This window comes from Blastococcus sp. TML/C7B (genome assembly GCF_016612845.1).
Taxonomy (GTDB): domain Bacteria; phylum Actinomycetota; class Actinomycetes; order Mycobacteriales; family Geodermatophilaceae; genus Blastococcus.
Genome location: NZ_JAEOAA010000001.1, coordinates 2,243,825 through 2,267,663 on the forward strand (window position 1 = coordinate 2,243,825; position 23,839 = coordinate 2,267,663).

The 23,839-nt window shown below is 75.5% G+C and carries 21 protein-coding genes and 1 pseudogene; 11 read left to right on the plus strand and 11 right to left on the minus strand.

What is annotated here, in order from left to right; translation table 11 throughout:
* The first annotated feature begins 145 nt into the window (after positions 1-145).
* From JKP76_RS10915 to JKP76_RS10925, 4 genes and pseudogenes are all read left to right on the plus strand, one after another.
* Complete coding sequence (locus JKP76_RS10915; RefSeq protein ID WP_200490844.1) at positions 146-1,198, plus strand: substrate-binding domain-containing protein; 1,053 nt, start codon at positions 146-148, stop codon at positions 1,196-1,198.
* A 112-nt stretch (positions 1,199-1,310) separates the two neighbouring features.
* A pseudogene (locus JKP76_RS20885) lies at positions 1,311-1,577 on the plus strand (Gfo/Idh/MocA family oxidoreductase); the annotation flags it as partial.
* A gap of 170 nt (positions 1,578-1,747) precedes the next feature.
* Positions 1,748-2,446 (plus strand): Gfo/Idh/MocA family oxidoreductase, encoded by a 699-nt coding sequence (locus JKP76_RS20890; RefSeq protein WP_309232916.1) that lies wholly within the window; start codon positions 1,748-1,750, stop codon positions 2,444-2,446.
* Between the two features lie 285 nt (positions 2,447-2,731).
* On the plus strand, positions 2,732-3,454 hold the full coding sequence (locus JKP76_RS10925; RefSeq protein ID WP_309232917.1) for a sugar phosphate isomerase/epimerase family protein: 723 nt from the start codon (positions 2,732-2,734) through the stop codon (positions 3,452-3,454).
* 103 nt (positions 3,455-3,557) lie between these two features.
* Here JKP76_RS10925 and JKP76_RS10930 read toward each other — a convergent pair whose 3' ends face one another.
* The 3 genes from JKP76_RS10930 to JKP76_RS10940 form a co-directional block, all read right to left on the minus strand.
* Positions 3,558-4,073 carry a hypothetical protein gene (locus JKP76_RS10930; protein WP_200490845.1) on the minus strand — a complete coding sequence of 172 codons (516 nt, stop codon included), beginning with the start codon at positions 4,071-4,073 and terminating at the stop codon, positions 3,558-3,560.
* Between the two features lie 82 nt (positions 4,074-4,155).
* Positions 4,156-4,515 (minus strand): hypothetical protein, encoded by a 360-nt coding sequence (locus JKP76_RS10935; RefSeq protein ID WP_200490846.1) that lies wholly within the window; start codon positions 4,513-4,515, stop codon positions 4,156-4,158.
* A 123-nt stretch (positions 4,516-4,638) separates the two neighbouring features.
* Positions 4,639-6,048 (minus strand): DEAD/DEAH box helicase, encoded by a 1,410-nt coding sequence (locus JKP76_RS10940; RefSeq protein WP_200490847.1) that lies wholly within the window; start codon positions 6,046-6,048, stop codon positions 4,639-4,641.
* A 551-nt stretch (positions 6,049-6,599) separates the two neighbouring features.
* Here JKP76_RS10940 and JKP76_RS10945 point away from each other — a divergent pair.
* Positions 6,600-7,907, plus strand: coding sequence for an MFS transporter (locus JKP76_RS10945; protein ID WP_309229807.1), 1,308 nt, complete (start codon positions 6,600-6,602; stop codon positions 7,905-7,907).
* A 25-nt stretch (positions 7,908-7,932) separates the two neighbouring features.
* Here JKP76_RS10945 and JKP76_RS10950 read toward each other — a convergent pair whose 3' ends face one another.
* The 4 genes from JKP76_RS10950 to JKP76_RS22400 form a co-directional block, all read right to left on the minus strand.
* Entirely contained in the window at positions 7,933-8,766 is an 834-nt protein-coding gene (locus tag JKP76_RS10950) for an AraC family transcriptional regulator (RefSeq protein WP_200490849.1), read from the minus strand.
* A gap of 627 nt (positions 8,767-9,393) precedes the next feature.
* Complete coding sequence (locus tag JKP76_RS23425) at positions 9,394-11,007, minus strand: GMC family oxidoreductase (RefSeq protein WP_200490850.1); 1,614 nt, start codon at positions 11,005-11,007, stop codon at positions 9,394-9,396.
* Complete coding sequence (locus JKP76_RS10965) at positions 11,004-12,545, minus strand: aldehyde dehydrogenase family protein (RefSeq protein WP_200490851.1); 1,542 nt, start codon at positions 12,543-12,545, stop codon at positions 11,004-11,006. The genes JKP76_RS23425 and JKP76_RS10965 overlap by 4 nt, the downstream gene beginning before the upstream one ends.
* Before the next feature lie 45 nt (positions 12,546-12,590).
* Positions 12,591-13,028: an ATP-binding protein gene (locus tag JKP76_RS22400; RefSeq protein WP_200490852.1), complete on the minus strand. Its 438-nt coding sequence runs from the start codon at positions 13,026-13,028 to the stop codon at positions 12,591-12,593.
* A 116-nt stretch (positions 13,029-13,144) separates the two neighbouring features.
* On the opposite strand from JKP76_RS22400, the gene JKP76_RS20900 reads away from it, so the two are divergent.
* Together JKP76_RS20900 and JKP76_RS20905 are read left to right on the plus strand one after the other, a co-directional pair.
* Positions 13,145-14,305: a sacsin N-terminal ATP-binding-like domain-containing protein gene (locus tag JKP76_RS20900; RefSeq protein WP_242471265.1), complete on the plus strand. Its 1,161-nt coding sequence runs from the start codon at positions 13,145-13,147 to the stop codon at positions 14,303-14,305.
* A gap of 97 nt (positions 14,306-14,402) precedes the next feature.
* A complete protein-coding gene (locus JKP76_RS20905; protein ID WP_242471266.1) occupies positions 14,403-16,133 on the plus strand; it encodes a hypothetical protein in 1,731 nt (576 codons plus the stop codon).
* On the opposite strand, the gene JKP76_RS10980 is transcribed toward JKP76_RS20905, so the two are convergent.
* Positions 16,127-16,495 (minus strand): hypothetical protein, encoded by a 369-nt coding sequence (locus JKP76_RS10980; protein WP_200490853.1) that lies wholly within the window; start codon positions 16,493-16,495, stop codon positions 16,127-16,129. The two genes, JKP76_RS20905 and JKP76_RS10980, sit on opposite strands and share 7 nt — an antisense overlap.
* A 255-nt stretch (positions 16,496-16,750) precedes the next feature.
* The gene (locus JKP76_RS10985; RefSeq protein ID WP_200490854.1) at positions 16,751-17,101 is read right to left on the minus strand and encodes a hypothetical protein; all 351 of its coding nucleotides are present in this window, start codon (positions 17,099-17,101) and stop codon (positions 16,751-16,753) included.
* Between the two features lie 232 nt (positions 17,102-17,333).
* Between JKP76_RS10985 and JKP76_RS10990 the strand changes: the two genes are divergently transcribed.
* The 3 genes from JKP76_RS10990 (at position 17,334) to fabG (ending at position 19,849) form a co-directional block, all read left to right on the plus strand.
* Positions 17,334-17,711 (plus strand): STAS domain-containing protein, encoded by a 378-nt coding sequence (locus tag JKP76_RS10990; RefSeq protein WP_200490855.1) that lies wholly within the window; start codon positions 17,334-17,336, stop codon positions 17,709-17,711.
* Between the two features lie 138 nt (positions 17,712-17,849).
* Positions 17,850-19,064 carry an acetyl-CoA C-acetyltransferase gene (locus JKP76_RS10995; protein WP_200490856.1) on the plus strand — a complete coding sequence of 405 codons (1,215 nt, stop codon included), beginning with the start codon at positions 17,850-17,852 and terminating at the stop codon, positions 19,062-19,064.
* A gap of 35 nt (positions 19,065-19,099) precedes the next feature.
* Positions 19,100-19,849, plus strand: a complete 750-nt coding sequence (fabG, locus tag JKP76_RS11000; protein WP_200490857.1) for a 3-oxoacyl-ACP reductase FabG — start codon at positions 19,100-19,102, stop codon at positions 19,847-19,849.
* A 49-nt stretch (positions 19,850-19,898) separates the two neighbouring features.
* On the opposite strand, the gene JKP76_RS11005 is transcribed toward fabG, so the two are convergent.
* The gene (locus tag JKP76_RS11005; RefSeq protein ID WP_200490858.1) at positions 19,899-20,738 is read right to left on the minus strand and encodes a DUF1206 domain-containing protein; all 840 of its coding nucleotides are present in this window, start codon (positions 20,736-20,738) and stop codon (positions 19,899-19,901) included.
* Between the two features lie 99 nt (positions 20,739-20,837).
* Between JKP76_RS11005 and JKP76_RS11010 the strand changes: the two genes are divergently transcribed.
* Entirely contained in the window at positions 20,838-21,482 is a 645-nt protein-coding gene (locus tag JKP76_RS11010; protein WP_200490859.1) for a hypothetical protein, read from the plus strand.
* A 12-nt stretch (positions 21,483-21,494) separates the two neighbouring features.
* Here the strand turns inward: JKP76_RS11010 and JKP76_RS11015 are convergent, their stop codons facing one another.
* Positions 21,495-23,804 carry an AAA family ATPase gene (locus JKP76_RS11015; RefSeq protein ID WP_207168217.1) on the minus strand — a complete coding sequence of 770 codons (2,310 nt, stop codon included), beginning with the start codon at positions 23,802-23,804 and terminating at the stop codon, positions 21,495-21,497.
* Between the last annotated feature and the right edge of the window lie 35 nt (positions 23,805-23,839).

Genomic DNA, 23,839 nt, shown 5'->3' on the forward strand with positions numbered 1-23,839 from the left:
GGGGTGCGGCGACCTCTCACCGCCGCACCCCGGCCAGCACCCCCCCCGGCGGGCTCCCGCCCGCCGGACCCGCAGCTCCCCACCCGAACGAGCCCGACGACCTGGCGGTCCAGCCAGGGAGGCGAACACCCCCGAGGAGATCACCATGTCCGCAGCGAGGCAGCGTCCCTTCCGCCGGATGACCTACACCGCCGTCGCCCTCCTGAGCGCCGGTGCCCTGGTCGCCGGCTGCACCAGCAACGAGCCGGAGAACTCGGGCGGCGGGGGCGGCAACGCCGCAGCCAGCGACAACGACGAAGAGGGCGAGACCGTCGTCATCGGCTTCTCCGCCCCGGCCGCCGACCACGGCTGGATGGCCGGCATCACCGAGGCCGCCCGCGCCGTCGACGAGGAGTACGACGACGTCGAGCTCCGCGTCGCCGAGGGCACCAACGACGTCGGCACCCAGATCAGCCAGGTCGAGACGTTCATCAACGACGGCGTCGACGCCATCGTGCTGCTGCCCTTCGACGGTGACGCCCTCACCCCCGTGGCGCTCGAGGCGATGGAGGCCGGCATCCCGGTCATCAACGTCGACCGCGAGTTCAACAGCCCGTTCGCCGCCCGCGCCACGATCCTCGGCGACAACTACGGCATGGGCGTCTCGGCCGGCACCTACATCTGCGAGGAGCTGGGCGACCAGCCCGACGCCGTCATCGCCGAGATCGCCGGCATCGACTCGCTGCCCCTGACCCAGGACCGCAGCCAGGGCTTCGCCGATGCGCTGGCCGACTGCGAACTCGAGGTGAGCAACCGCGTCGCGGCCGAGTTCACCGTCGAGTCCGGTGAGGCCGAGGCGGCCAACCTGCTCCAGGCCGCTCCGCAGATCGACGCCATCTGGAACCACGACGACGACCAGGGCGTCGGCGTCCTGGCCGCCATCGAGAACGCCGGCCGCGACGAGTTCTTCATGGTCGGCGGCGCCGGCTCGGCGAACGCGATGCGTGCCATCGAGTCGGGTGACTCCGTCCTCCGGGCGACCGTCATCTACCCGCACACCCAGGCGGCCGACGGCGTCCGGCTGGCCCGCCTGATCGCCCAGGGCAAGGGCGTGTCCGACCTGAACTCCCAGGGCGTGCCGCGCGAGATCGTGCTCAACGCGCCGGTGGTCACCGCCGACAACGTCGACGAGTACATCGACGCCGCGTTCGAGTCCTGATCGCTCCGGGGTCGCCGGCCGCACCCCGGCCGGCGACCCCGCTTCCCGAGGAGTCGTCATGACCTCCACCGACCGGCCCCGCCTGGGGGTCGGCCTCATCGGCCACGCGTTCATGGGCGCCGCGCACTCCCAGGCGTGGCGCACCGCCCCCCACTTCTTCGACCTCCCGCTCCGGCCCGACCTCGCGGTGCTCGTGGGCCGTGACCCCGCCCGCGTCGCCGAGGCCGCCGACCGGCTCGGCTGGGCGACGACGGAGACCGACTGGCGCCGGGTGCTCGAGCGCGACGACGTCGACCTGGTCGACGTCTGCACCCCCGGCGACACCCACGCCGAGATCGCGATCGCCGCGCTCGAGGCCGGCAAGCACGTCCTGTGCGAGAAGCCGCTGGCCAACTCGGTCCCCGAGGCCGAGGCGATGGCCGCGGCCGCCGCGCGCGCCGCCCGCGACGGGGTCCGCTCCATGGTCGGGTTCACCTACCGGCGGGTGCCGGCCATCGGGCTGGCGCGGCAGCTGGTCGCCGACGGCGGCGGCTCGGCGAGATCCGGCACGTGCGGGCCCAGTACCTGCAGGACTGGATCGCCGACCCGGCCGCCCCGATGTCGTGGCGGCTGGAGAAGGACAAGGCCGGGTCGGGAGCGCTCGGTGACATCGGCGCCCACGTCGTCGACCTCACCCAGCACATCACCGGCCAGCGGCTCACCGGCGTGAGCGCGTTGCTGGAGACCTTCGTGAAGGAGCGGCCGCTGCCCGCCGCCGCCGGATCGCTGTCCGGCGTGGCGGGGGAGGGGACCGGCCTGGTCACCGTCGACGACGCCGCCGTCTTCACCGCCCGGTTCACCGGCGGCGCGCTGGGCGTGTTCGAGGCGACCCGGTTCGCCCTCGGCCGGAAGAACGCCATCCGGATCGAGATCAACGGGTCGCGGGGCAGCCTGGCCTTCGACTTCGAGGACATGAACGTCCTGCACTTCTTCGACGGAGACGAGCCGGGGGAGACCGCCGGCTTCCGCCGGATCGTCGTCACCGAGCCCGGGCACCCCTACGTCGGTCACTGGTGGCCGGCCGGTCACGGCCTCGGGTACGAGCACGGCTTCACCCACCAGGTCGTCGACCTGGTGACCGCCATCGCCCAGGGCGCGGACCCCGCGCCGTCCTTCGCCGACGGGCTGCAGGTGCAGCGGGTGCTCGACGCCGTCGAGCGCAGCGCCGCCGACCAGGCCCGCTGGACCGAGATCCCAGGAGACGACTGATGCCGCGCCCCGTCACGCTGTTCACCGGCCAGTGGGCCGACCTGCCCTTCGAGGAGGTGTGCCGGCTGGCCTCCGGGTGGGGCTACGACGGTCTGGAGATCGCCTGCTGGGGCGACCACCTCGACGTCGAGCGCGCCGCGAACGACGCCTCCTACGCGCAGGAGAGGCTCGACCTGCTCAAGAGCCACGGCCTGCAGGTGTTCGCGATCTCCAACCACCTCAACGGCCAGGCCGTCTGCGACGACCCGATCGACGAGCGGCACCGCGGCATGGTGCACTCCGCGGGTGTGGGGCGACGGCGACCCCGAGGGCGTCCGGCAGCGGGCGGCGGAGGAGATGAAGCTGACCGCGCGGGCGGCCCGCGCGCTCGGCGTCGACGTCGTCGTCGGGTTCACCGGGTCGAAGATCTGGAAGACCGTGGCCATGTTCCCGCCGGTGCCCGAGTCGATGATCGAGGACGGCTACCGCGACTTCGCCGACCGCTGGAACCCGATCCTCGACGTGTTCGACGAGGTCGGGGTGAAGTTCGCGCACGAGGTGCACCCCAGCGAGATCGCCTACGACTACTGGACGACGGTCCGCACCATGGAGGCCATCGGGCACCGGGAGGCCTTCGGGCTGAACTGGGACCCGTCGCACTTCGTCTGGCAGGACCTGGACCCGGTCTCGTTCATCTGGGACTTCAAGGACCGGATCTACCACGTCGACTGCAAGGACGCGAAGAAGCAGGTGGGCAACGGGCGCAACGGCCGGATGGGCTCGCACCTGCCGTGGGCCGACCCGCGCCGCGGCTGGGACTTCGTCTCCACCGGGCACGGCGACGTCCCGTGGGAGGCGTGCTTCCGGATGCTCAACACGATCGGCTACGACGGGCCGATCTCGGTGGAGTGGGAGGACGCCGGCATGGACCGCCTGGTGGGCGCGCCCGAGGCGCTGGAGTTCGTCCGCCGGCTGGCCTTCGACCCGCCGGCGGCCGCGTTCGACGCCGCCTTCGCCAGCGGCAACTGACGCCACGGCGCCCCGCGCCACGATCAGGTGACCTGATCGTCGGGCGTCCTCCCTCGCGGTGTGCGGTGGGGGAGGACGCCCGGCGGTGAGGGAGGACGCGGGGTCAGGCGGCCTTGGCGGCGCGGCGGGCGTCCTTCGCCGCCTGCTTGGCGTGCTTGGTGGCCAGCTTCTCGGCCTTCTTCACCGACACCCGGGGACGGCGCTCGATCAGCCCGCGGGTCATCAGCCCGATGCCGATGCCGACCAGCCAGCTGTCCTTCGCGATGGCCAGCCCCTGCTCGGTGGGAGCGAGGCTGCCGGGCTTCCGCATGCCCGGCGTCTTCAGGTAGAGGCCCAGCAGGCCACCGGAGAAGGCGGTCAGCGCGGCCCCGGCGGCGAAGGTCGGGACGAACGGGGTGAGCAGCGCGGCCCCGAGCACGATCTCCGTCGTCGCCAGTCCCTGCGCGAACTGCTGCGGCGGCACGGACTTGAGCACCGGGTAGGCACCGGCGGCGAACCCGTGCATGCCCGCCGCGGTCTCCTCGTCGGCTCCGCGCTTGCCGAGCCCGCTGTTGAGGATGAACGCGCCGGCGCTGATGCGCGGGGCGATCTCGGACAGGGTGATGGGCAACTTGAGCATCGGTTCCTCGGCTCTCCGGCGGGGCGTGGCCGAGCGCTCGACCACGCGGGATCGGAGCACCCTGTGCCCATCACCGGGCCGGTCAACCGTGCCGCGGAACTCCCGGGGCGAGCCGGGCGGCGAGCTCCGCGGCGGCGTCGGTGCCGATCAGCACGGTGTCGTAGCGCCGGCCGGTCAGCCGCAGCCGCAGGGCCGGCTGCCCGCGACGGACCGAGACGAAGCTCTTCTCGCCGCGGGCCCGCCAGGTGCCGATGGCGCGGACGCCGGGCAGCCCGAGCCCGGGGGCGCGCAGACCGCGCACCGCCCCCAGCCCGGAGGGGACCGCCTCGGCCGCGGTGACCGCCGAGCGCGGCACCTCGAGGTCGCGGAGCAGGCCGAAGAACTTCTCGGACCGGCTCAGCGCGACGCGAACGGTGTCGGCGGAGATCTCGATCGTTGCCACGAGTGGATCGTGTCAGGCCGACGGCAGGTGCTGGGATCAGGTCACCTGATCCCAGCGCGTCCTCCCTCGTGGTGCACGGTGAGGGAGGACGCGCGGAGCTGAGGGAGGACGGCGACCCGGAGGTCAGCGACCGCGGCGCGAGCCGGCGCTGAACGACGCCGCCGACGACGTGCCGGCGCGGGCGGCGAGCTCCGCGCGGGTGCGGGCCGGGCCGGACGAGCGGCCGGAACCGCCCGAGCCGCCGCGACCGCCCGAGGCGGCCTTTGCCGAGGAGGTGCCGCGGCCGCCGCCGGCGCCGCGACGTCGTCCACCGCCGTTGCCCTGCGGCTGCTGCTCGACCACGGGGGCCGGCTCGACGTAGGGCGCGGCCGGGCCGGTGAGCTCCGCGAGCAGCGGGGAACCGGGCGCGACCGTGCTGATCTGCGGGCTGATGCCGGCCTGGCGGGTCAGCGTGCGCACCTCGCCGACCATGTCCGGGGTGGTGATGGTGACGACGGTGCCGCCGGCGCCGGCGCGCGCGGTGCGGCCCGAGCGGTGCAGGTAGGCCTTGTGCTCGGTCGGCGGGTCGACGTGCACGACCAGGGCGACGTCGTCGACGTGGATGCCGCGGGCGGCGATGTCGGTGGCGCACATGACCCGGCTGGTGCCGTTGCTGAACGCCTCGAGGTTGCGCTCGCGGGCGTTCTGGCTCAGGTTGCCGTGCAGGTCGACGGCGGGGATGCCCTGCGCGGTGAGCTGCTTGGCCAGCTTCTTGGCCTGGTGCTTGGTGCGGGTGAACAGCACGCTGCGGCCCAGGCCCGAGGCGAGCTGGCGCACGACCTCGGCCTTGTCGGCGGTCTGCACGTGGAAGACGTGGTGGGTCATGGTGCTGACCGGGGCCACGGCCGGGTCGACCGAGTGGGTGACCGGGTTGCTCAGGTAGCGCTTGACCAGGATGTCGACGCCGTTGTCGAGGGTCGCGGAGAACAGCATCCGCTGCCCGACCTTCGGGGTGCGGTCCATGATCCGCTTGACGCCGGGCAGGAAGCCGAGGTCGGCCATGTGGTCGGCCTCGTCGAGGATGGTGACCTCGATGGCGCCGAGGTCGCAGTGGCCCTGGCCGATGAGGTCCTCGAGCCGGCCGGGGCAGGCGATGACGACGTCGACACCCTGCGACAGCGCCTGGACCTGCGGGTTCTGGCCGACGCCACCGAAGATCGTGGTGGTCCGCATGCCGAGCGCGCGGGCCATCGGGTCGACGACGGCGGCGACCTGGTTGGCCAGCTCCCGGGTCGGCACGAGGATCAGCGAGCGCGGCCGCTTGGGCTGCCGCCTGCTGTCCGAGGCGGCCAGGCGGGCGACCAGCGGGATGGAGAAGGCGAGGGTCTTGCCCGAGCCGGTGCGGCCGCGGCCCAGCACGTCCCGGCCGCTCAGGCTGTCGGGGAGCGTGGCGACCTGGATCGGGAACGGCGCGGTGATGCCGCTGGCCGAGAGCACCTCGACCATCGGCGCCGGGACGCCGAGGGCGGCGAAGGTGGTGTCGGTGGGGAGCACGGTGGCGTCCGCACCGACCGGGACGACGACGGGAGCCGGGGCGGTGGGCGCCGGCGCGGCCGGACGGGCCTGCTGCTGGCCCTGCTCGCCGGCCGGGCGGGTGCCGCGACCGCGTCCGCCGCGACGACGACGGGGGCCGCCGCTCTCGGAGGCGGCGGCGGGGGAGCTGTTGGTGCTGGGAGGTCAAGGGAATCCTTCGACGATCGGTGGCTGCACTCCACCTCGCGAAGGCGAGCACCGGCACGACTGCACAGGGCAGGGCGGGCTCGCGTCGTCGGCGAGACGTCGGTCAGCCGGGCGCACCGAGGTGGCGCAGCCTCAGCCCGACGTCGATTCCTGCCGCTCAGGGTGAGCGAGGGCGGCGCCGGTACGGACCACATAACCAGACCCGGCGGTGATCTGGTCCCAGGTGTGGGGAGCGAAGGATCACAACGAGGGGTGTCGCCGCCCCGATCCCCGCGGAACAGCGGAGCCGGGGATGGCCGGATACCGGTGGAACGTGGCACCCCGGCCTCTCGGCGCAGATGGGGCGGTGCGCGATCCTGGACGGCGTGAGAACCGCCGCCGCGCCGCGCATCCACCCCGCCTGGTGGGTGGCCGGGGTGACCTTCCTGGCGCTCGTCGGGGCCGCGGCCTTCCGCGCCGTCCCCGGGGTGCTCATCGACCCGCTGCGCGACGAGTTCGGCTGGTCGGTATCGACCATCTCGGCCGCGGTCGCGGTCAACATGGCGCTCTACGGGCTGACCGCGCCGTTCGCGGCCGCGCTGATGGAGCGCTTCGGCATCCGCCGCGTGGTCATGTGCGCGCTGCTGGTGGTCGCCGTCGGCAGCGGGCTGACCGTGTTCATGACCGCGAGCTGGCAGCTGGTCCTGCTGTGGGGCGTGCTCGTCGGGCTGGGCACCGGGTCGATGGCGCTGTCGCTGGTCGCCACGGTCACCAACCGCTGGTTCGTCGCCCGCCGCGGCCTGGTCTCGGGCATCCTCACCGCCGGCGGCGCGGCCGGGCAGCTGGTCTTCCTGCCGCTGGTCGCGTGGATCGACTCCGAGCACGGCTGGCGCGCCGCCTCCCTGGGGACGACGGCGGCCGCGCTCGCCGTCCTCCCGCTGGTGGCGTGGCTGCTCCGCGACCGGCCGCGCGACCTCGGCGTCGTCCCGTACGGCGGCACGGCGGCCGACGACGTCGAGCCGGTGCGGGTGGGCGCGGCGCGCTCGGCGCTGCAGGGGCTGGCGCTCGCCGCCCGGGCCCGGCCGTTCTGGCTGCTCGCCGGCGGCTTCTTCATCTGCGGCATGTCGACCAACGGGCTGGTGCAGCCGCACTTCATCCCGGCCGCGCACGACCACGGCATGCCGGTGACGACGGCGGCGTCGCTGCTCGCCGTCGTCGGCATCTTCGACATCGCCGGGACGATCTTCTCCGGCTGGCTCACCGACCGGGTCGACCCGCGCCTGCTGCTGCTGGCCTACTACGGGCTGCGCGGGTTCTCGCTGTTCCTGCTGCCGCCGCTGTTCGGGCCCGAGCCGGGGTTGAGCATGGTCGTGTTCATCGTCTTCTACGGCCTGGACTGGGTGGCCACGGTGCCGCCCACGCTGGCGCTGTGCCGCGAGCACTTCGGCGACCGCGCGCCCGTGGTGTTCGGCTGGGTGTTCGCCTCCCACCAGCTCGGTTCGGCGGCCGCGGCGTTCGGGGGTGGGGTGATCCGCGACGTCACCGGCTCCTACGACCTCGCCTGGTTCGCCGCCGGGGCGCTCTGCATGGCGGCGGCGGTCATGTCGATCTCGATCCGCCGGAACCCGCCGCCGCCGGTCCCGGTGGCCCCGACCGACGCGCAGGAGGCCGCGGCCGCCCAGGCCCACGGCTGAGGGGCAGACATGGCCATCTCTGCCCCTAGGGGCGGGCGTGGAGGGCGGCGAACTCGCCGGGCGTCATGCCCGTGACGGCGGAGAAGTCCCGGCTGAGGTGCGACTGGTCCGCGTACCCGAGGACGGCTGCGGTCTCGGCCAGCGAGGTGCCGTCGGTGCGCAGCCGCTCGGCCGCCTCCTGGAGCCGGCGTCGCTGGATCAGCCATTTCGGCGTCAGCCCGATCCGCCGCTGCACCAGCCGCTGCAACGCCCGCTCGCCCAGGCCGAACTCGGCGCACACCTGGGCGACGCGGGTGACGTCGCTGCGGGACTCGACGAACGCGACGAGCCGGTTGACCAGCGCGCCCTCGTCGTCCACCGGCAGCGCGGGGCGCAGGGCCTCGCCGAACGCCTCGATCGCCGCCGCGTGGCCGGCCGGGTCGGAGGGGTCGGGTGCCATCGCCGCCCGGACGCGGTCGCTGAGCACCCGCCCGGCGTCCCCGAGCACCTCGCCCACGTCGACGGCGCGGTCGGTGAACTCCGCCATCGGCCGGCCGGTCAGCAGGTATCCGGCCGCGGGGGCGCAGGCGACGCCGACCGCCCAACCGTCGCCGGTCAGCGTCGTCGTCGACAGCGAGGCGGTGACGCCGTAGAAGCGGGCGTAGTCCTGCGCGATCACGATCAGCGAGTTCGGGTACTGGAGCACCTTCTGGGGCGCCTCCTGCCCCGTCGGCACCGACCACACCGGGATCCAGAACCACCGCAGGAGGCCCGCGAACTCTGCCGGCGCCTCGTAGCGGTGCATCCGGTGCGAGGCGTCGCGCGGGTCCTTGAGGTGGGCGCGGGCGATCGCGTCCCACGGCGCGCTGTCGGATTTCATCAAGACCAGCCTGCCGCAGCGGAGCAGGCTGGGTCCATGAACGAGACCCGTACGCGCTACGACGCCGCCGACCGCCCGCTGACCGCCGTCCTCGAGGCCGTGCCCGGTGCGGCGTGGAACGCGGCGTCCCCGTGCGAGGGCTGGACGGCGGCCGACGTGGTCGCGCACCTGGTGAGCACCGAACGGGAGTTCCTGACCGGGCGCGGCCTCGAGCTCGGCGACGCCCCCGACGTCGCGGCCGACCCCGCCGGCGCCTGGCGCGCGCACGCGCAGCGGGTGCGGGAGGCGCTCACCGACGACGTCGTCGCGACGCCGTACGAGGGCTACTTCGGGCCGAGCACGATCGGCGAGACGTTCGAGCGGTTCTACGTCTGGGACATGGTCGTGCACCGCTGGGACGTCGCGACCGCCGCGGGCGTGGACGCCGGTCTCACCGACGCCGAGCTGGACAGCATCGACCTCGCGGCGCCGACGGCTTCGGCCCGGCCCTGCACTCGGACGGCGTCTGCGCCCCCGAGGTCACCGTCCCCGCCGACGCCGACCGCGCCACCCGGGTGCTCGCCCGCCTGGGCCGCCGCGCCTGACCACCTCCGGGGCTCCGGTGCCGGAAGTCCCGGAGGGGAGGGGTCAGCGGGCGGCGGCGAGCTCCGCGTCGACGGTGCGGCCGCGGATCAGGTCGGCCGCCCGCTCGGCGATCATGATCGTCGGGGCGTTGGTGTTGCCGCGGACCAGCGTCGGCATCACCGAGGCGTCGACCACCCGCAGGCCGTCGATGCCGTGCACGCGCAGCTGGGGGTCGACGACGGCGAGGTCGTCCGTCCCCATCCGGCAGGACGACACCGGGTGGTACAGCGACTCCAGCGTCTCGCGCACCTTCGCCCGCAGCCCGTCCCGCGACACAGCGGCCCGGCCCGGCGACCACTCGTCGGCCAGCACCGAGGCGAGCGGCCCGACCGAGGCGATCTCGCGCGCCTTCTGCACGCCGGAGACCAGGGCGTCCAGGTCGCGCTCGTCGGTCAGGTAGCCGGCGTCGATCGACGGCGCCCACGTCGGGTCGGCCGAGCGCAGCCGCACCGAGCCGCGCGAGTGCACGTCGACCAGCACGACCGCGGAGGTGAAGGCGTCGACGTCCGGATCGACCTCCGCCTGCCGCCAGAACTTCACCGGCAGGAAGTGGAACTGCAGATCGGGCTCGGCCAGCCCGGGGGAGGAGCGGGTGAACAGCCCCGCTTCGGCCAGGTTCGAGGTCAGCGCCCCGCGGCGGGCGCCGAACCACTTCGCGTAGCCCGACGGCGACTCCGCCCGGAACAGCGACTCGCCGGACCGGACGTCCCAGATCACCGGCACCAGCGGGTGGTCCTGCAGCCCCGCTCCGACGCCGGGCAGGTCGTGCACGACGTCGACCCCGACCTCGCGCAGGTGGTCGGCCGGGCCGATGCCCGAGAGCATGAGCAGCTGCGGGGAGTTCACCGCGCCCCCGGAGAGCACGACCTCGGCGGCCCGGGCGGTGTGCAGCGCGCCGTTCCAGCGGTACTCGACGCCGGTCGCGCGCCCGCCCTCGACCAGCACCCGGGTGGTCAGGGCGCCGGTGAGCACGGTCAGGTTGGGCCGGTCCGGCACCGGGTGCAGGTAGGCATCGGCTGCCGACCAGCGGCGCCCCCGCTTCTGGGTGACCTGGTACTGCCCGACGCCCTCCTGCGTGGCGCCGTTGAAGTCGTCGTTGCGCGGGTAGCCGGCCGCGACGGCGGACTCGACCACGGCGCGGGTCCACGCGTGCGGGGAGCGCAGGTCCTCGACCCGGAGCGGGCCACCCACCCCGTGCCACCGGTCGGCACCGCGGGCGTTGTCCTCCATGCGCCGGAACAGCGGCAGCACGGCGTCGTAGGACCACCCGTCGTCCCCGGTGAGCCGCGCCCACTCGTCGTAGTCGGCGCGCGCCCCGCGGATGTAGATCATCGCGTTGATCGACGACGAGCCGCCCAGCACCTTGCCGCGCGGCCAGAACAGCTTCCGGCCGTCGAGCCCGGGCTGCTCCTCGGTCGTGTAGTTCCAGTCCCGCCGGGTGCGCCACACCTTGTACAGCGCCGCCGGGATCTGGACCTCCAGCACGCGGTCGGAGCCGCCGGCCTCCAGCAGCAGCACCCGCAGCGACGGGTCCTCGCTCAGCCGTCCCGCCAGCGCCGAGCCGGCCGAGCCGGCCCCGACGACGACGACGTCGTACTCGGTGGTGCGATCGCTCACCGGTGGCGGCCGTGCAGCATGCCGACGACGCGCGCGAGCTGGTCGGCGGTGGTCGCCGGCCGGCGGAAGCTCATGACGTTGACCGGCAGCGCGATCCGCTGGCGGGTGATCGACTTCGAGCGGGTGAACTCCTTGAGCCCGTCCTCGCCGTGGATCCGGCCGAAGCCGGAGTCGCCGACGCCGCCGAAGGGCAGCGCGGGCACCGAGGCGAAGGTCAGCACCGAGTTGATCGAGGTCATGCCGCTGCGCATCCGGCGGGCCAGGTCCATCGCCTTCGCCTTGGAGCCGGAGAAGATCGAGCCGGCCAGGCCGTAGGTGGTGTCGTTGGTCAGCCGCAGCGCCTCCTCGGCGTCGCGCACCCGCGTGATCGTCAGCGTCGGGCCGAAGGTCTCCTCGCGGATCGCCGCGGACTCCTCCGGGACGTCGAGCAGCACGGTCGGCGCGACGTAGCCCCGACCGGAGGCGGCCTCGCCGGTGATCACGCGGGCGCCGGCGGAGGCGGCGTCCTGCACGTGCCGGTTCACGATGTCGATCTGCGAGGGCATCGTCATCGGGCCGTAGGTGGCCTCGTCGTCCGACCCCGGGCGCAGCTCGCGCACCTGGGTGGTGACCTCGGAGACGAAGCGGTCGTAGACGGCCTCGGTCACGTACACGCGCTCGACGCCGATGCAGGTCTGGCCGCCGTTGCTCATCGCGCCCCAGACGGCGGCGTCGGCCGCGGCGACCACGTCGGCGTCGTCGTCGACGATCATCGCGTCCTTGCCGCCGAGCTCCATGAGCACGGGGGTGAGGGTCTCGGCGCAGGCGGCCATGACCTTCTTGCCGGTCGGCGCGGAGCCGGTGAAGGCGATCTTGCCGACGCCGGCGCGGCACAGCGCGTTGCCGGTCTCGCCGAAGCCGGTGACGACCTGGACGACGTCGACGGCGTCCGGGACGGCGGCCCGCCAGGCGGCGGCCAGCCACGCGCCGATGGCCGGGGTGTACTCCGAGGGCTTGAAGACGACGGCGTTGCCGGCGGCGAGCGCGTAGGCGATCGAGCCCATCGGCGTGAACACCGGGTAGTTCCACGGCCCGATGACGCCGACGACGCCCAGCGGCTGGTACTCGAGGTAGGCGGCGTGGTTGGCCGCGAGCATCCCCGACCTCACCCGCCGCTGGCCGAGCGCCTTGCGGGCGTGCCCGGCGGCCCAGGCGAGGTGGTCGATGGCCAGGCTGATCTCGAGGATCGCGTCGGCGTGCGGCTTGCCGTTCTCCCGGTGCACGAGGTCGGCGAGCTCGTGCAGCCGGCGGGCCACGTACCCGCGGAACGCGTCGAGCCGCTGCTTGCGGCCGCCGAAGCCCAGGGCCGCCCACTGCTCGGCGGCGGCGCGGGCCGCCGCGACCGTCTCGGCGACGGCGTCCTCGTCGTGGACCGGGAAGACCCCGACGACCGCGCCGGTGGCCGGGTCGGTGGACTCGAAGGTGCGGGACGTGGCGTGGCGGTCGACGCTCCCGGCGGAGGTACCGGTGACCGCGTCCATCTCTTCGGCGAGCGACATGTCCCGCAGGTTACCGACGGGTTCGCCGTCCGGCCCGGTCGAACGTCAGACCGCGGTGACGACGGCCCACGCCGTCTTCTTGCCCCGGCCGGCGGTCGTCCAGCCGTGCCGCACCGAGAGGTCGGCGACGAGGTAGAGGCCGAACCCGCCCTTGCCCGGGTCGCGGCCCTGCGCGGGGGTGGGCGGGACACCGGGGGCGGAGTCGCTGACCGCGATCAGCCACTCGTCGCCCGCCTGGCTCAGCGCGGCGGCCACCGGGGCGCCGCCGTGCCGCAGCGCGTTGGACGCCAGTTCGTCGGCGATGAGCACCAGCCGCTCGGACCACTGCTCGGTCTCGGGGCGCTCGACGGTGGTGCGGCCGGTCGTGGACGAGCGGAGCCGCTGCCGGAGCGTCGCGAGCTCGGACAGGGACGTGAGGTCCTGGCACCACAGCTCGGTGAAACCGTGCGGCAGGCGTGCGCTCTCCCAGAGCCCCACCGTCACCGCCCCCCGTACTCGGACCGACCCGACGCCGACCTCGTCGGTCCCCCTGCCCGATCCCCGAGATCGCCAACCACGGAGTCACCCGGAGGGGGCGGCCCGGACTCTAGGGTCGCGCCATGGGGAGCCCGCGCACCGCCGACCCGTTCGGTACGGCGGAGCTGCGCCGCCGGGTGCTCGCGGCCTGGACCGACTCCCCGGCCCGCTTCCGCGAGGACGCGAACGCCGAGGAGGACCTGGTCCGCGGCGGCTACCGCGACCGGCTGCTGGTCGAGCTCGCCCAGAACGCCGCAGACGCGGCACGGCGGGCCGGGGTGCCCGGCCGGCTGCGGCTCGAGCTCACCGGCGGGGCCGCGCCGGAGCTGCGCGCGGCGAACACCGGTGCCCCGCTGGACGCCGCGGGGGTGGAGGGTCTGGCGACGCTGCGGGCCTCGGCCAAGCGGGACGACGCGGCGAGCGCCGGGCGGTTCGGCGTCGGCTTCGCCGCGGTGCTCGCGGTGACCGACGAGCCCGCCGTCCGCTCGACGACCGGCGGGGTGCGGTTCAGCGCCGCCCGCACCCGGGCCGCCGTCGCCGCGGTGCCCGACCTCGCCGCCGAGCTAGCCGCGCGCGACGGCGCCGTGCCGGTGCTGCGGCTGCCCGAGCCGGCGGTCGGCGCCCCGCCGGAGGGGTTCGCCACCGAGGTGGTGCTGCCGCTGCGGCCCGGTGCCCGCGACACCGTCGCCGCCGCGCTGGCCGCGCTGGACGCCGAGCTGCTGCTCGCCCTGCCCGGGCTGGACCGCGTCGAGGTGATCGCCGACGGCGGGCGGCGGCTGCTCACCCGGGACGGCGCCCCGCCGCTGGTCCGGCTCACCGACGGCGAGGGCACGACGACGTGGGCCGTCGCGACCGCCGCGGGGGAGCTGCCCGCGGAGCTGTCCGCCGGCCGGCCGGTCGAGGAGCGCGGGCGGCGGGCCTGGGACCTCACCTGGGCGGTGCCGGTGGACGACGACGGCCGGCCGCGCCCGCTGCCGGGCCGCCAGGTGGTGCACGCGCCGACGCCGAGCGACGAGCCGCTGAGCCTCCCGGTGCGGCTGATCGCCCCGTTCCCGCTCGGCCCGGACCGGCGGCACGTGCTGCCCGGCCCGGTCACCGACCTCCTGGTGGCGGAGGCCGCGCGGGCCTTCGCCGCGCTCGTCCGGCAGCTGCCGCCCGATCCCGCACGTCCTCGCGCTGCTCCCGCACCCGGGCCGGTGGCCCGGGGCGCCGCTGGCCGAGGCGCTGGACCGCGCCGTCGGTGACCGGCTCTCGGCCGAGGACTGGCTGCCGGTCGCGGGGGAGGAGGAGCGCCGCGCGCCGCTCGGCGCGGTCGTCCTCGAGGACGCCGACGAGGCGCGGGTGGCCGCCCTCGCCGGGGTGCTGCCGGGCCTGCTGCCCGCCGCCTGGTCGCGCCGCACCGACGCGCCGGTCTTCACCGCGCTCGGCGTGCGGCGGATCGGCCCGGCCGAGGCGGTCGAGGCGGTGCGCGGCGTGGACCGGCCGCCCGGGTGGTGGGCCCGGCTGTACGCCGCGCTGGACGGCGCCGACCGCGAGGAGCTGGGCGCGCTGCCGGTGCCCCTCGCCGACGGCCGCACCGCGCACGGACCGGCCGGGGTGCTGCTGCCCGTCGAGGGGCTGCCCGCCGCGCGGCTCGCACCGCTCGGGCTGCGGCTGGCCGATCCCGACGCCGTCGCCCCGCCGGCGGCCCGGCGCCTGCTCGAGCGCCTCGGGGCGCGGCCCGCCACGGCGGCCGCGGTGCTCGCCGACCCGGTGGTCCGGGCCGCCGTGGAGCACTCGCTGGCGGCGGTCGAGGACGCCGTCCCCGACGAGCCGGACCCTGCCGAGCTGGCCGACGCGGTGCTCGCCCTCGTGGCCGCGGCCGGCCCGGCGGCCGACGGGCAGCCCTGGCTCGCCGAGCTCGCCCTGCCCGACGACGACGGCGGGTGGGCACCGGCGGGCGAGCTGCTGCTGCCCGGCGCCCCGCTGGCGGGCGTGCTCGAGCCGGGCGCGCTGGGCGTGCTCGACGCAGCCGTCGCCGCGGCGGCGGAGCACGACGCCCTCCGGCGGGTCGGCGTGCTCGACACCTTCGCGCTGGTCACCGCCGGCGATCCCGACGCGCTCGACGTCGACGCGGCGGAGGAGTGGGCCGACGCCGTCCTCGACCGGCTGCCCCGGGACGCGCCCGCACCGGACTGGCCGGCCCTGACCGCCGTCCGCGACCTGGAGCTGGTGGCCGACTGGCCCGCTGCCCTCCGGCTGCTGGCCGAGCTGCCCGCCGCCGCATGGGACGACGTCATCCTCGGCGGTGTCCCGGCGCCCGGCTACCTGCGCTGGTGGCTGGCCACGCACCCGGTGCTCGACGGCCGCCGCCCGGACCGGTTGCGGGCACCCGGACCAGGCCCGTTACAGGGACTGTACGAACTGGCCGAGCTCGACGACCGGCTGCTGCGCCTGGTGCGCCCACCCGCGACGGTCGACGACGTGCTCGCCGACGTCGACGGCGCGATCGACCTGCTGCACCGGCTCGGCGACCCGGCCCGCGTCGTGCGGCTCGACCTGCTCGGCAGCATCTACCCGCGGCTCGCCGAGGCGCTCGACGGCGTCGACGTGGACCCGCCGGGGCGGGTGCGCGTGGCGCCCGACCGCGTGGCGGCGGACGCCGTCGTCCTGGACGCGCCGTGGTTGCAGTCACTGGTCCGAACCGACGTCGTCCCCGGGGGAGCCGCGGTGGCCGACCTGCTGGACCTCCCCCTGGCCTCGGAGGTCGTGCGGAGCGCGCCGTCCTCGAGGGGGCCGGGACGGCCGTGGGCCGAGCTGCCCGGCGCCGCGCTGGCGGCCGCCCGCCTCGGGGTGGGCGAGCTGACCGGGGAGGTGGTGGTTGATCCGCGGCTGGCCGCCGACGGCGTCCCGGTGGCGTGGTGGCCGGGGGAGCCGGACCGGGTCGACGGCACGCCGGCGGCACTGGGCCGCGCCCTGGCCTGGCGGGCCGGGCGGTGGGAGCTGCGCCAGGCGCTGGCCGAGGCGTTCGCCGCCCCCGACCGCGTCCTCGACCTGGCGGCCGAGGACGCGATCGGGCACTGGTCCTACTGACCCCAGCGCGGGATGGCCGCGGCACCGGGCGCGTGCCCGTGCGTCGAGGGCCGCCCGCCGCGACCGGCGCGGGGCGCGCCGGCCGACGGTGCCCGCGAGGTGCGGGTCCAGCAGTCGAACAGCGAGCGCCACTGCGCCGCGGTGAGCGCCGACGGCCGGGTGGTCGGCGGCAGGCCCTCGTGCCGCAGCCACTGCACCCCGGCGGTGCCGGGCAGCTGGGCGCGCAGCAGCGGCCCCAGCGGCGCCGACGACGACGCCAGCACGGCGTGCGCGAGGCGGTCGAACGCGGGGGTGTCGGACTCGGGCAGGCCGGCGCGGGCATCGGCCGCGGGGCCGGCGGGAACGGGACTCGGACGTGACACGGGGTACCTCCGGACGAGGCGGTGCGGAACGCCCCCGGGTCAGCACGGTGCCCGGTGGGCGCGGGGGAGAGGGATCGGGGACCGGGCAGGGCCGGGTCGCCGCGGCCGGACGGGGGGAACCGTTCCCGGCGGGAGCACGAGGCTCGGGGCGGGCCGGGGCCGGAACGGCCCCGGAACTCAGGAGGAGGTGCGCATCCGCACGACGTACCGCATGGCCGGGACCCTAGGGACGAGGGCGCGGTGCCGTCGAGCGAATTACCGCTCCCGGTCCTCGGCGCCGGCCGAGCCGGCCTGGGTGGACCGGGCGGCCTGGGCGGCGCGGTGGGCCTCCCAGCGGCGGCGGTCCTTCTCGCGGGCGCCCGCGTTCTGCTCCCACTTCGCCTTGCGGCGGCGGGCGCGCTCGGCCTCCCGCTCCTCGAACGTGGAGTGCTCGTCCCAGCCACGGGCCGCGAGCCCCATGCCGAGGACGGTGAGCAGCGCGATGGCCACGGCCACGGCGATGACGACGTCGAGGACGAGGAACGCGAGCACCGCCAGCACGACGGCCGCGACCACCCCGAGGACCGGGCCGGGGCTCCACCGTGCGCGTGCGGGCTCAGTCGTCACCGGCCCAGTATCCGCTCCGCGGGACCTGCGTGCGGCCACCACCCACCGGGCCCCGGAGGGGGGAGGTCACGGGTCTCCTTGCCAGGAGCGGGTGCGGGCTCCTACGGTGGGGCCGACGGCTCGTCAGCCGGCCGTCCCCCTCGCGGCACGCATCAGTCGGGTGGCCCGGTTCCGGGCATCGACCGGTCGGCTCTCCTGGGTTCCAGGCACCACCTGCCGAGAGGTCCACCCGATGGCCGCACCGTCCGCCGTACCGCCGGCCTCCGACCTCCTGCGCATCGACGTCGTCGCGCACGGGCCCGCCGTGCAGGTGCACGCTGCCGGGGAGATCGACTCCTCCACCGCGCCGGTGCTCGAGCACCGCCTCGACGACGTCATCGCCGGCACGCCCGACCGGCTGGTCATCGACCTGCGCGGGGTGACCTTCCTCGACTCCGCCGGCCTCCGCGTGCTCGCCACCGCGCACAAGAGCGCCCGCCGGCGCGACGTCGACCTCCGCGTGCTCGTCTCCGCCCGGGCGGTCATGCGCCCGTTGCAGATCACCGGGCTCGCGCAGCTGCTCGGCGTCGAGGAGGTCGCCCCCGCGGCCGAGGACGCCGGGGTCGCCTGATCCGTCCCGCGCGAGCGCCCGGCCGGGGACGGCGGGAGGGTGCGTGCGCGGACCCGTGTGCCGCGGGGCACACTTCCTCCTGACCCGCGCCGGCCGCTCTCCGGCCCGCGGACGCGGACCTACGCCTGGAGGAACCCCGTGCGAGATGCGGTCATCTGCGAGCCCCTGCGGACCCCGGTCGGCGGATTCGGCGGCTCGCTGCGCGACGTCCCCGTGCAGGAGCTCGCCGCCACGGTGATCCGGGCGCTCATCGAGCGCACCGGGATCCCGCCGGAGTCGGTCGAGGACGTGCTGCTCGGCAACTGCTACCCGACCATGGACGCGCCGGCGATCGGCCGCGTCGCCGGGCTGAACGCCGGGCTGCCCGTCACGGCCTCCGGGATCCAGATCGACCGCCGCTGCGGCTCGGGCCTGCAGGCCGTCGTCAACGCCGCCATGCAGGTGCAGTCCGGCGCGTCCGACCTGGTCCTCGCCGGCGGCGCGGAGTCGATGAGCAACGCGCCGTTCTACTCGACCGCCATGCGCTGGGGGGTGCGCGCCGGCACCGGCGTGCTGCTCGAGGACGGGCTGGTGCGCGGACGCGTCACCGCCGGCGGCACCAACTTCCCCGTTCCCGGCGGGATGATCGAGACCGCGGAGAACCTGCGCGCGGAGTACGAGATCAGCCGTGAGGAGCAGGACGAGTACGCGGTGCGCAGCCACCAGCGCGCCGCCGCGGCCGTCGAGGCCGGCCGGTTCGCCGACGAGATCGTCCCGGTCACGGTGAAGGGCCGGAAGGGCGACACCGTCGTCGACCGCGACGAGCACATCCGCCCCGACGCCAACCTCGAGACGCTGGCCAAGCTGCGCCCGATCATGGGCCGCCAGGACGACGCCGCCACCGTCACCGCCGGCAACGCCAGCGGCCAGAACGACGGCGCCGCCGTCTGCATCGTGACCACCCCGGAGAAGGCCGCCGAGCTCGGGCTGCGCCCGCTGGCGAAGCTCGTCTCGTGGAGCGTCGCCGGCGTCCCGCCGCGGACCATGGGCATCGGCCCGGTGCCGGCCACGGCCAAGGCGCTCGCGATCGCCGGCCTCAGCCTGGCCGAGATCGACCTGATCGAGCTGAACGAGGCCTTCGCCAGCCAGGTGCTCGCCGTCGCCCGCGAGTGGGAGTTCACCGAGAAGGACTGGGAGCGCACCAACGTCAACGGCTCCGGCATCTCGCTGGGTCACCCGGTGGGCGCGACCGGCGGCCGGATCCTCGCCACGCTGCTGCGCGAGATGGAGCGCCGCGAGGCGCGCTACGGCCTGGAGACGATGTGCATCGGCGGCGGGCAGGGGCTCGCCGCGGTGTTCGAGCGGGTCGCCTGAGTGATCCGCGCAACGACGACGAACGGGAGCACGCAATGAGCAGGGTCGCCATCGTCACCGGCGCGGCGCGCGGCATCGGGGCGGCCACCGCCCAACGCCTCGCGCAGGACGGCTTCGCCGTCGCCGTCCTGGACCTCAAGGCAGAGGACTGCGCCGGCACCGTCGCCGCCATCGAGTCCGCCGGCGGGACGGCGCTGGCCGTCGGCGCGGATGTCAGCGACGCCGAGCAGGTCCAGGCGGCCGTCGACCGCGTCGCCGCCGAGCTCGGCCCGCCGGTCGTGCTGGTCAACAACGCCGGTGTCACCCGCGACAACCTGCTGTTCAAGATGAGCGACGCCGACTGGGACGTCGTCATGAACGTGCACCTGCGCGGCTCGTTCCTCATGACCCGCGCCACCCAGAAGCACATGATCGAGGCGAAGTGGGGCCGGATCGTCAACCTCTCCAGCGTCTCGGCGCTGGGCAACCGCGGTCAGGCCAACTACTCGACCGCCAAGGCCGGCCTGCAGGGCTTCACCAAGACCCTCGCCATCGAGCTGGGCAAGTTCGGCGTCACCGCCAACGCCATCGCACCGGGCTTCATCGTCAGCGACATGACCAAGGCGACCGCCGAGCGGATCGGCGAGGAGTGGGAGCCCTACGTGGCCAAGCGCGCCGCGGCGATCCCGGTCGCCCGCGCCGGCGTCCCCGAGGACATCGCGCACACCGTCTCGTTCTTCGTGAGCGAGGGCACCGGCTTCATCAGCGGGCAGGTCATCTACGCCGCGGGCGGCCCGCGCACCTGATCCGCCCGGACGACGGGGTGCGCCGACCGGCGCACCCCGTCGTCCCGCGTCAGGTGCGCTCGGGGTACCGGGCGCGGACGAAGAGGTAGGCGCCGAACGCGGCGATGCCCAGCGCCACCAGGGTCAGCAGGAACTGGCCGAAGGGCGCGTCGAGGATGGTCCGCAGCGCGCCGTCCAGACCGCTGGCGTCGGCCGGGTCGAAGGTGACCGCGGCGTGGACGAGCAGCCCGCCGACGACGCCGAACGCGACGCCCTTGGCGGGGTAGCCGACCTGGCCGAGCCGGGTGACCAGCCGGGTCGCCGACGCCGGCGCCTGCCCCAGGTCGATCTCCTTGAGGAAGCGCTTCGTGGCCCCCTTGTAGACGTGGTAGGCCGCCACCCCGAGCAGCACCAGCCCGGCGGCACCGACCAGCCAGCGCCCGCCCGGCCAGCCGAAGATCCCGGCCGTCGTCTCCTGCTGCTGCTGCTGGGAGCTCGACGAGCCGCCGCCGGTGGCGAAGCGGATCGCCAGCACCGCCAGGGCGGCGTAGACGACCGCCTTGGCGACCGCCTTCACCGACTTCTTGACCGCCCGGCTGCGCGCGTCCCCGGACGCCGACCAGCCCGAGCGCCAGCGCAGCACCTCCAGCGCCTGCCAGACCGCGAGGGCGATCAGCCCGATCGCGATGATCCAGAGCAGCGGCTTGCCGACCGGCGACTCCGCGACCGTCGACAGCGCGCCGGACTGGTCGGCCGACTCGCCGCCGGACCCCCAGGCCAGCTGGAGCGCCAGCCAGGCCACCAGCAGGTGCACGACGCCGTAGGCGAGGAGGCCCACGCGCGCCAGGTTCTCCAGGCCGTCGCCGTCCGCGGCGCCCAGGGCACCGCTCGTGGACCGCTGTCCGCTCATCCGCGACTCCGCTCATCGGTGGTGATCAACGACCCAGCGTGGCACGCGGACGGCCCCGGTGCCTGCCGTCGTCCCCCCGCGGTGGGGGACACTGGCTGCGTGGCGAACGCTGGAACCGTCCTGACCGCTCGACCGACCCCCGAGGTCGCCCGCCGCGCCTGGCCGCAGTGGCTCGCGCTCGGCGCCGCGATGATCGCCGTCGCCGTGGCGTCCACCGCGTGGTCCGACGGCGGCTCCCGCCTGCTGCTCGGGGCGCTCGGGCTCTTCCTCGCCGTGCGCGGCGGGGTGCTGCTGCGCACCGCCCCGGGGTTGGACGGCGAGCTCGCGGGCCGCGCCCGGACGCTCGGCACGGTCGCGGCCGGAGCCGGCGTCGTGGCGCTGGTGGTCGCGCTGGTCTCCGAGGTGGCCGCGGCCCGCGTGCTGCTGGTCGCGGTGCCGGTGGTGCTGCTCGGCGGCGCGCTCGCCCTGCTGACCCGCACCGGGGCCGCCCGGCGCGGCGGTCAGGTGCTGCTCGTGTGGGGTCTGCTGGTCACCGGCCTGCTGGTCGTCACCGGCCTCGCCCAGGACTGGGCGCGCGCCTCGGACGCCGCCACCGTCGTCGCGGCGCTGATGACCGCGGCCCTGGCCGTGCCGGTGCTGGTCAGCGCCGTCAACCTGCGGGCGGTCGCGGCCCAGCCGGCACCCGCCCCGGTCGGCGGCGGTTGCGGCGGCTGCGCCTGCGGCGCCGGGGGCTGCGGCTCCTGAGCTGCCCGCCGGTCAGCGCGGTGCGAGCCCGCTGAGCTCGGCCGGCAGCTCGTCCGGGTGCAGGACGCCGAGCCGCTGGGTGGCGCGGGTGAGGACGACGTAGAGGTCGTTCCAGCCGCGCACCCCCTCGGCGACGACGGCGGCCGGGTCGACCACGAGCACCGAGTCGAACTCCAGGCCCTTGGCGCCCTCGGGCGGGAGGACGACCGGCGCGTCGGCCCGGTCGGGGTCGGCCGGCAGGCGTGACTCCACCGCGGCGCGCACGGCGTCCAGCCGGCTGTGCGGCACGAGCACCCCGAGGGTGCCCTCCTCCTTGTCGAACTCCAGCGCGGCCTCGGCGACGGCGTCCGCGAGCTCGGCGTCGGGCACCTGCTGCGCCCACGGCAGCACCCCGGTGGAGCGCACCGAGGTGGCGGCCGAGGTCGCGGCACCGGTGGCGGCGAGCACCTCGGTGGCCACGTCCATGATCTCGCTGGGCGTCCGGTAGTTGACGGTCAGCTCGGCCAGCTGCCAGGTGCGTCCCAGGTGCGGGTCGAGCACCTCGGCCCAGCTGGTCGCGCCGGCCAGGGTGCTGGTCTGGGCCACGTCGCCCACCACGGTCATCGAGCGGGTGGGGCAGCGGCGCAGCAGCAGCCGCCAGGCCATCGCCGACAGCTCCTGCGCCTCGTCCACGATGATGTGCCCGTAGGTCCAGGTGCGGTCCGCCGACGCCCGCTCGGCGGTGCTGCGGTAGTCGGTCTCCTCCTGCCGGTCGGCCAGCCCCGCGGCGTCGAGCAGGTCCCCGGCCAGCAGCTCCTCGGCCTCGTCCTCGGTCTCGGCGTCCAGCGAGCGGGAGCCGTGCAGCATGTCCAGGGTCTCCTGGGCGTCGCGCAGCCGGCGCTGCCGGTCGCGCTCCTCGGCCCGGCGCTGCGCGGTCTCGTCGATGCCGAGCAGCTCGTCGACCTCCTCGAGCAGCGGCACGTCGGCCGGCGTCCACGGTGCCGACGGCGCCCGGTGCAGCAGTGCGCGCTCCTCCGCGGTCAGCGCGGGAGCGACGGCGTCGAGCTGGGCGCGCGAGGCGAACAGGTCGCGCAGCACCCGCTCGGCGGTGAGCCGCGGCCACAGCCGGTCGATCAACGAGTGCACCGCCGGCTCGGCGGCGACCTCGCGGCGCAGCGCGGCGACGTCGCCGGCGTCCAGCAGGTTCGCCCCGCCCAGCACGTTCTCGCCCAGCTTGTCGGCGTACTTGCGGGCGACCAGCTCGATCACCGTGCGGGCCGCGGCCGGGCGGGCCTCGTTGTGCACCCGCGAGGCGGCGCGGGCGCGGCTGCGCACCTTCGCAGCGTCCGCCTTGGTGAACCGCAGGGGGACGCCGTCGATGACCAGCTCGGCGGGCCGGTCGAGCACCGCCTGCCGCCGCTTCACCGCGGCGGCGACGACGTCGGCCATGACCAGCCGGCCCTTGAGCTCGGCGACCGCGGGGGCCTCCGGCGCGTGCGCCTGCAGGCCGGGGCGCAGCCCGCCCAGGTCGGCCAGCACGACACCGGTCTCGCCGAGCGAGGGCAGCACGTCGGCGATGTAGCGCAGGAACGTGGGGGAGGGGCCGACGACGAGCAGCCCGCTGCGGGCCAGCCGCTCGCGGTGCGTGTAGAGCAGGTAGGCGGCGCGGTGCAGCGCGACGGCGGTCTTGCCGGTGCCCGGCCCGCCCTGCACGACCAGCACGCCCTTCACGTCGGCGCGGATGATCCGGTCCTGCTCGGCCTGGATCGTGCGCACGATGTCGGTCATCCGGCCGGTGCGCGAGGCGTTGAGCGCCGCGAGCAGCACCGACTCACCGGCCAGCCCGCCGCGGTCGGTGGCCGCGCCCTCGGCCGCCGCCGCGGAGATGTCGAGGGTCTCGTCGGCGACGCTCACCACCGTCCGGCCGCGGGTGCGGATGTGCCGGCGACGGCGCACGCCCTCGTCGTGCAGGGGGGTCGCCGTGTAGAACGGCCGCGCCGCGGGCGCCCGCCAGTCGATCAGCAGCGGCTCCTCGGCGCCGTCGGCGAACAGCCCGATCCGCCCGATGTAGCGGGGCGTGTCGGACTCGTGCCGGTCCAGCCGGCCGAAGACCAGGCCGTGCTCGGCGGCGTCGAGGGCGACGATGCGGTGGGTGTGCAGCTCGACGGCGGCCTCGCGCTCGCCGACCGCCTGCGGGTTGTGCGGCACGAGCGCCAGCGCGTCCTCGAGGCGGCCGACGCTGCGCGCGCGCACCTCGTCGAGCCGGTCGAACAGCGCGGTCACGTAGGGCTGTTCCGCGGCGATCCCGGCGTCGGGGGCGTCCGCGGCTCGAGCTGTCGACAAGTCGTGCCGCTTTCGGTCGGGGGTGCGCAGGGTGT

What these genes read in the sequence shown, in the direction of transcription:
- fabG (WP_200490857.1), top strand. Translation starts at nt 19,100, where the DNA reads ATGAGCAGGGTCGCCATCGTCACCGGCGCGGCGCGCGGCATCGGGGCG.
- JKP76_RS10990 (WP_200490855.1), top strand. Translation starts at nt 17,334, where the DNA reads ATGGCCGCACCGTCCGCCGTACCGCCGGCCTCCGACCTCCTGCGCATC.
- JKP76_RS10965 (WP_200490851.1), bottom strand. Translation starts at nt 12,545, where the DNA reads ATGTCGCTCGCCGAAGAGATGGACGCGGTCACCGGTACCTCCGCCGGG.
- JKP76_RS11005 (WP_200490858.1), bottom strand. Translation starts at nt 20,738, where the DNA reads ATGAGCGGACAGCGGTCCACGAGCGGTGCCCTGGGCGCCGCGGACGGC.
- JKP76_RS10930 (WP_200490845.1), bottom strand. Translation starts at nt 4,073, where the DNA reads ATGCTCAAGTTGCCCATCACCCTGTCCGAGATCGCCCCGCGCATCAGC.
- JKP76_RS20900 (WP_242471265.1), top strand. Translation starts at nt 13,145, where the DNA reads ATGGGGAGCCCGCGCACCGCCGACCCGTTCGGTACGGCGGAGCTGCGC.
- JKP76_RS10950 (WP_200490849.1), bottom strand. Translation starts at nt 8,766, where the DNA reads ATGAAATCCGACAGCGCGCCGTGGGACGCGATCGCCCGCGCCCACCTC.
- JKP76_RS10915 (WP_200490844.1), top strand. Translation starts at nt 146, where the DNA reads ATGTCCGCAGCGAGGCAGCGTCCCTTCCGCCGGATGACCTACACCGCC.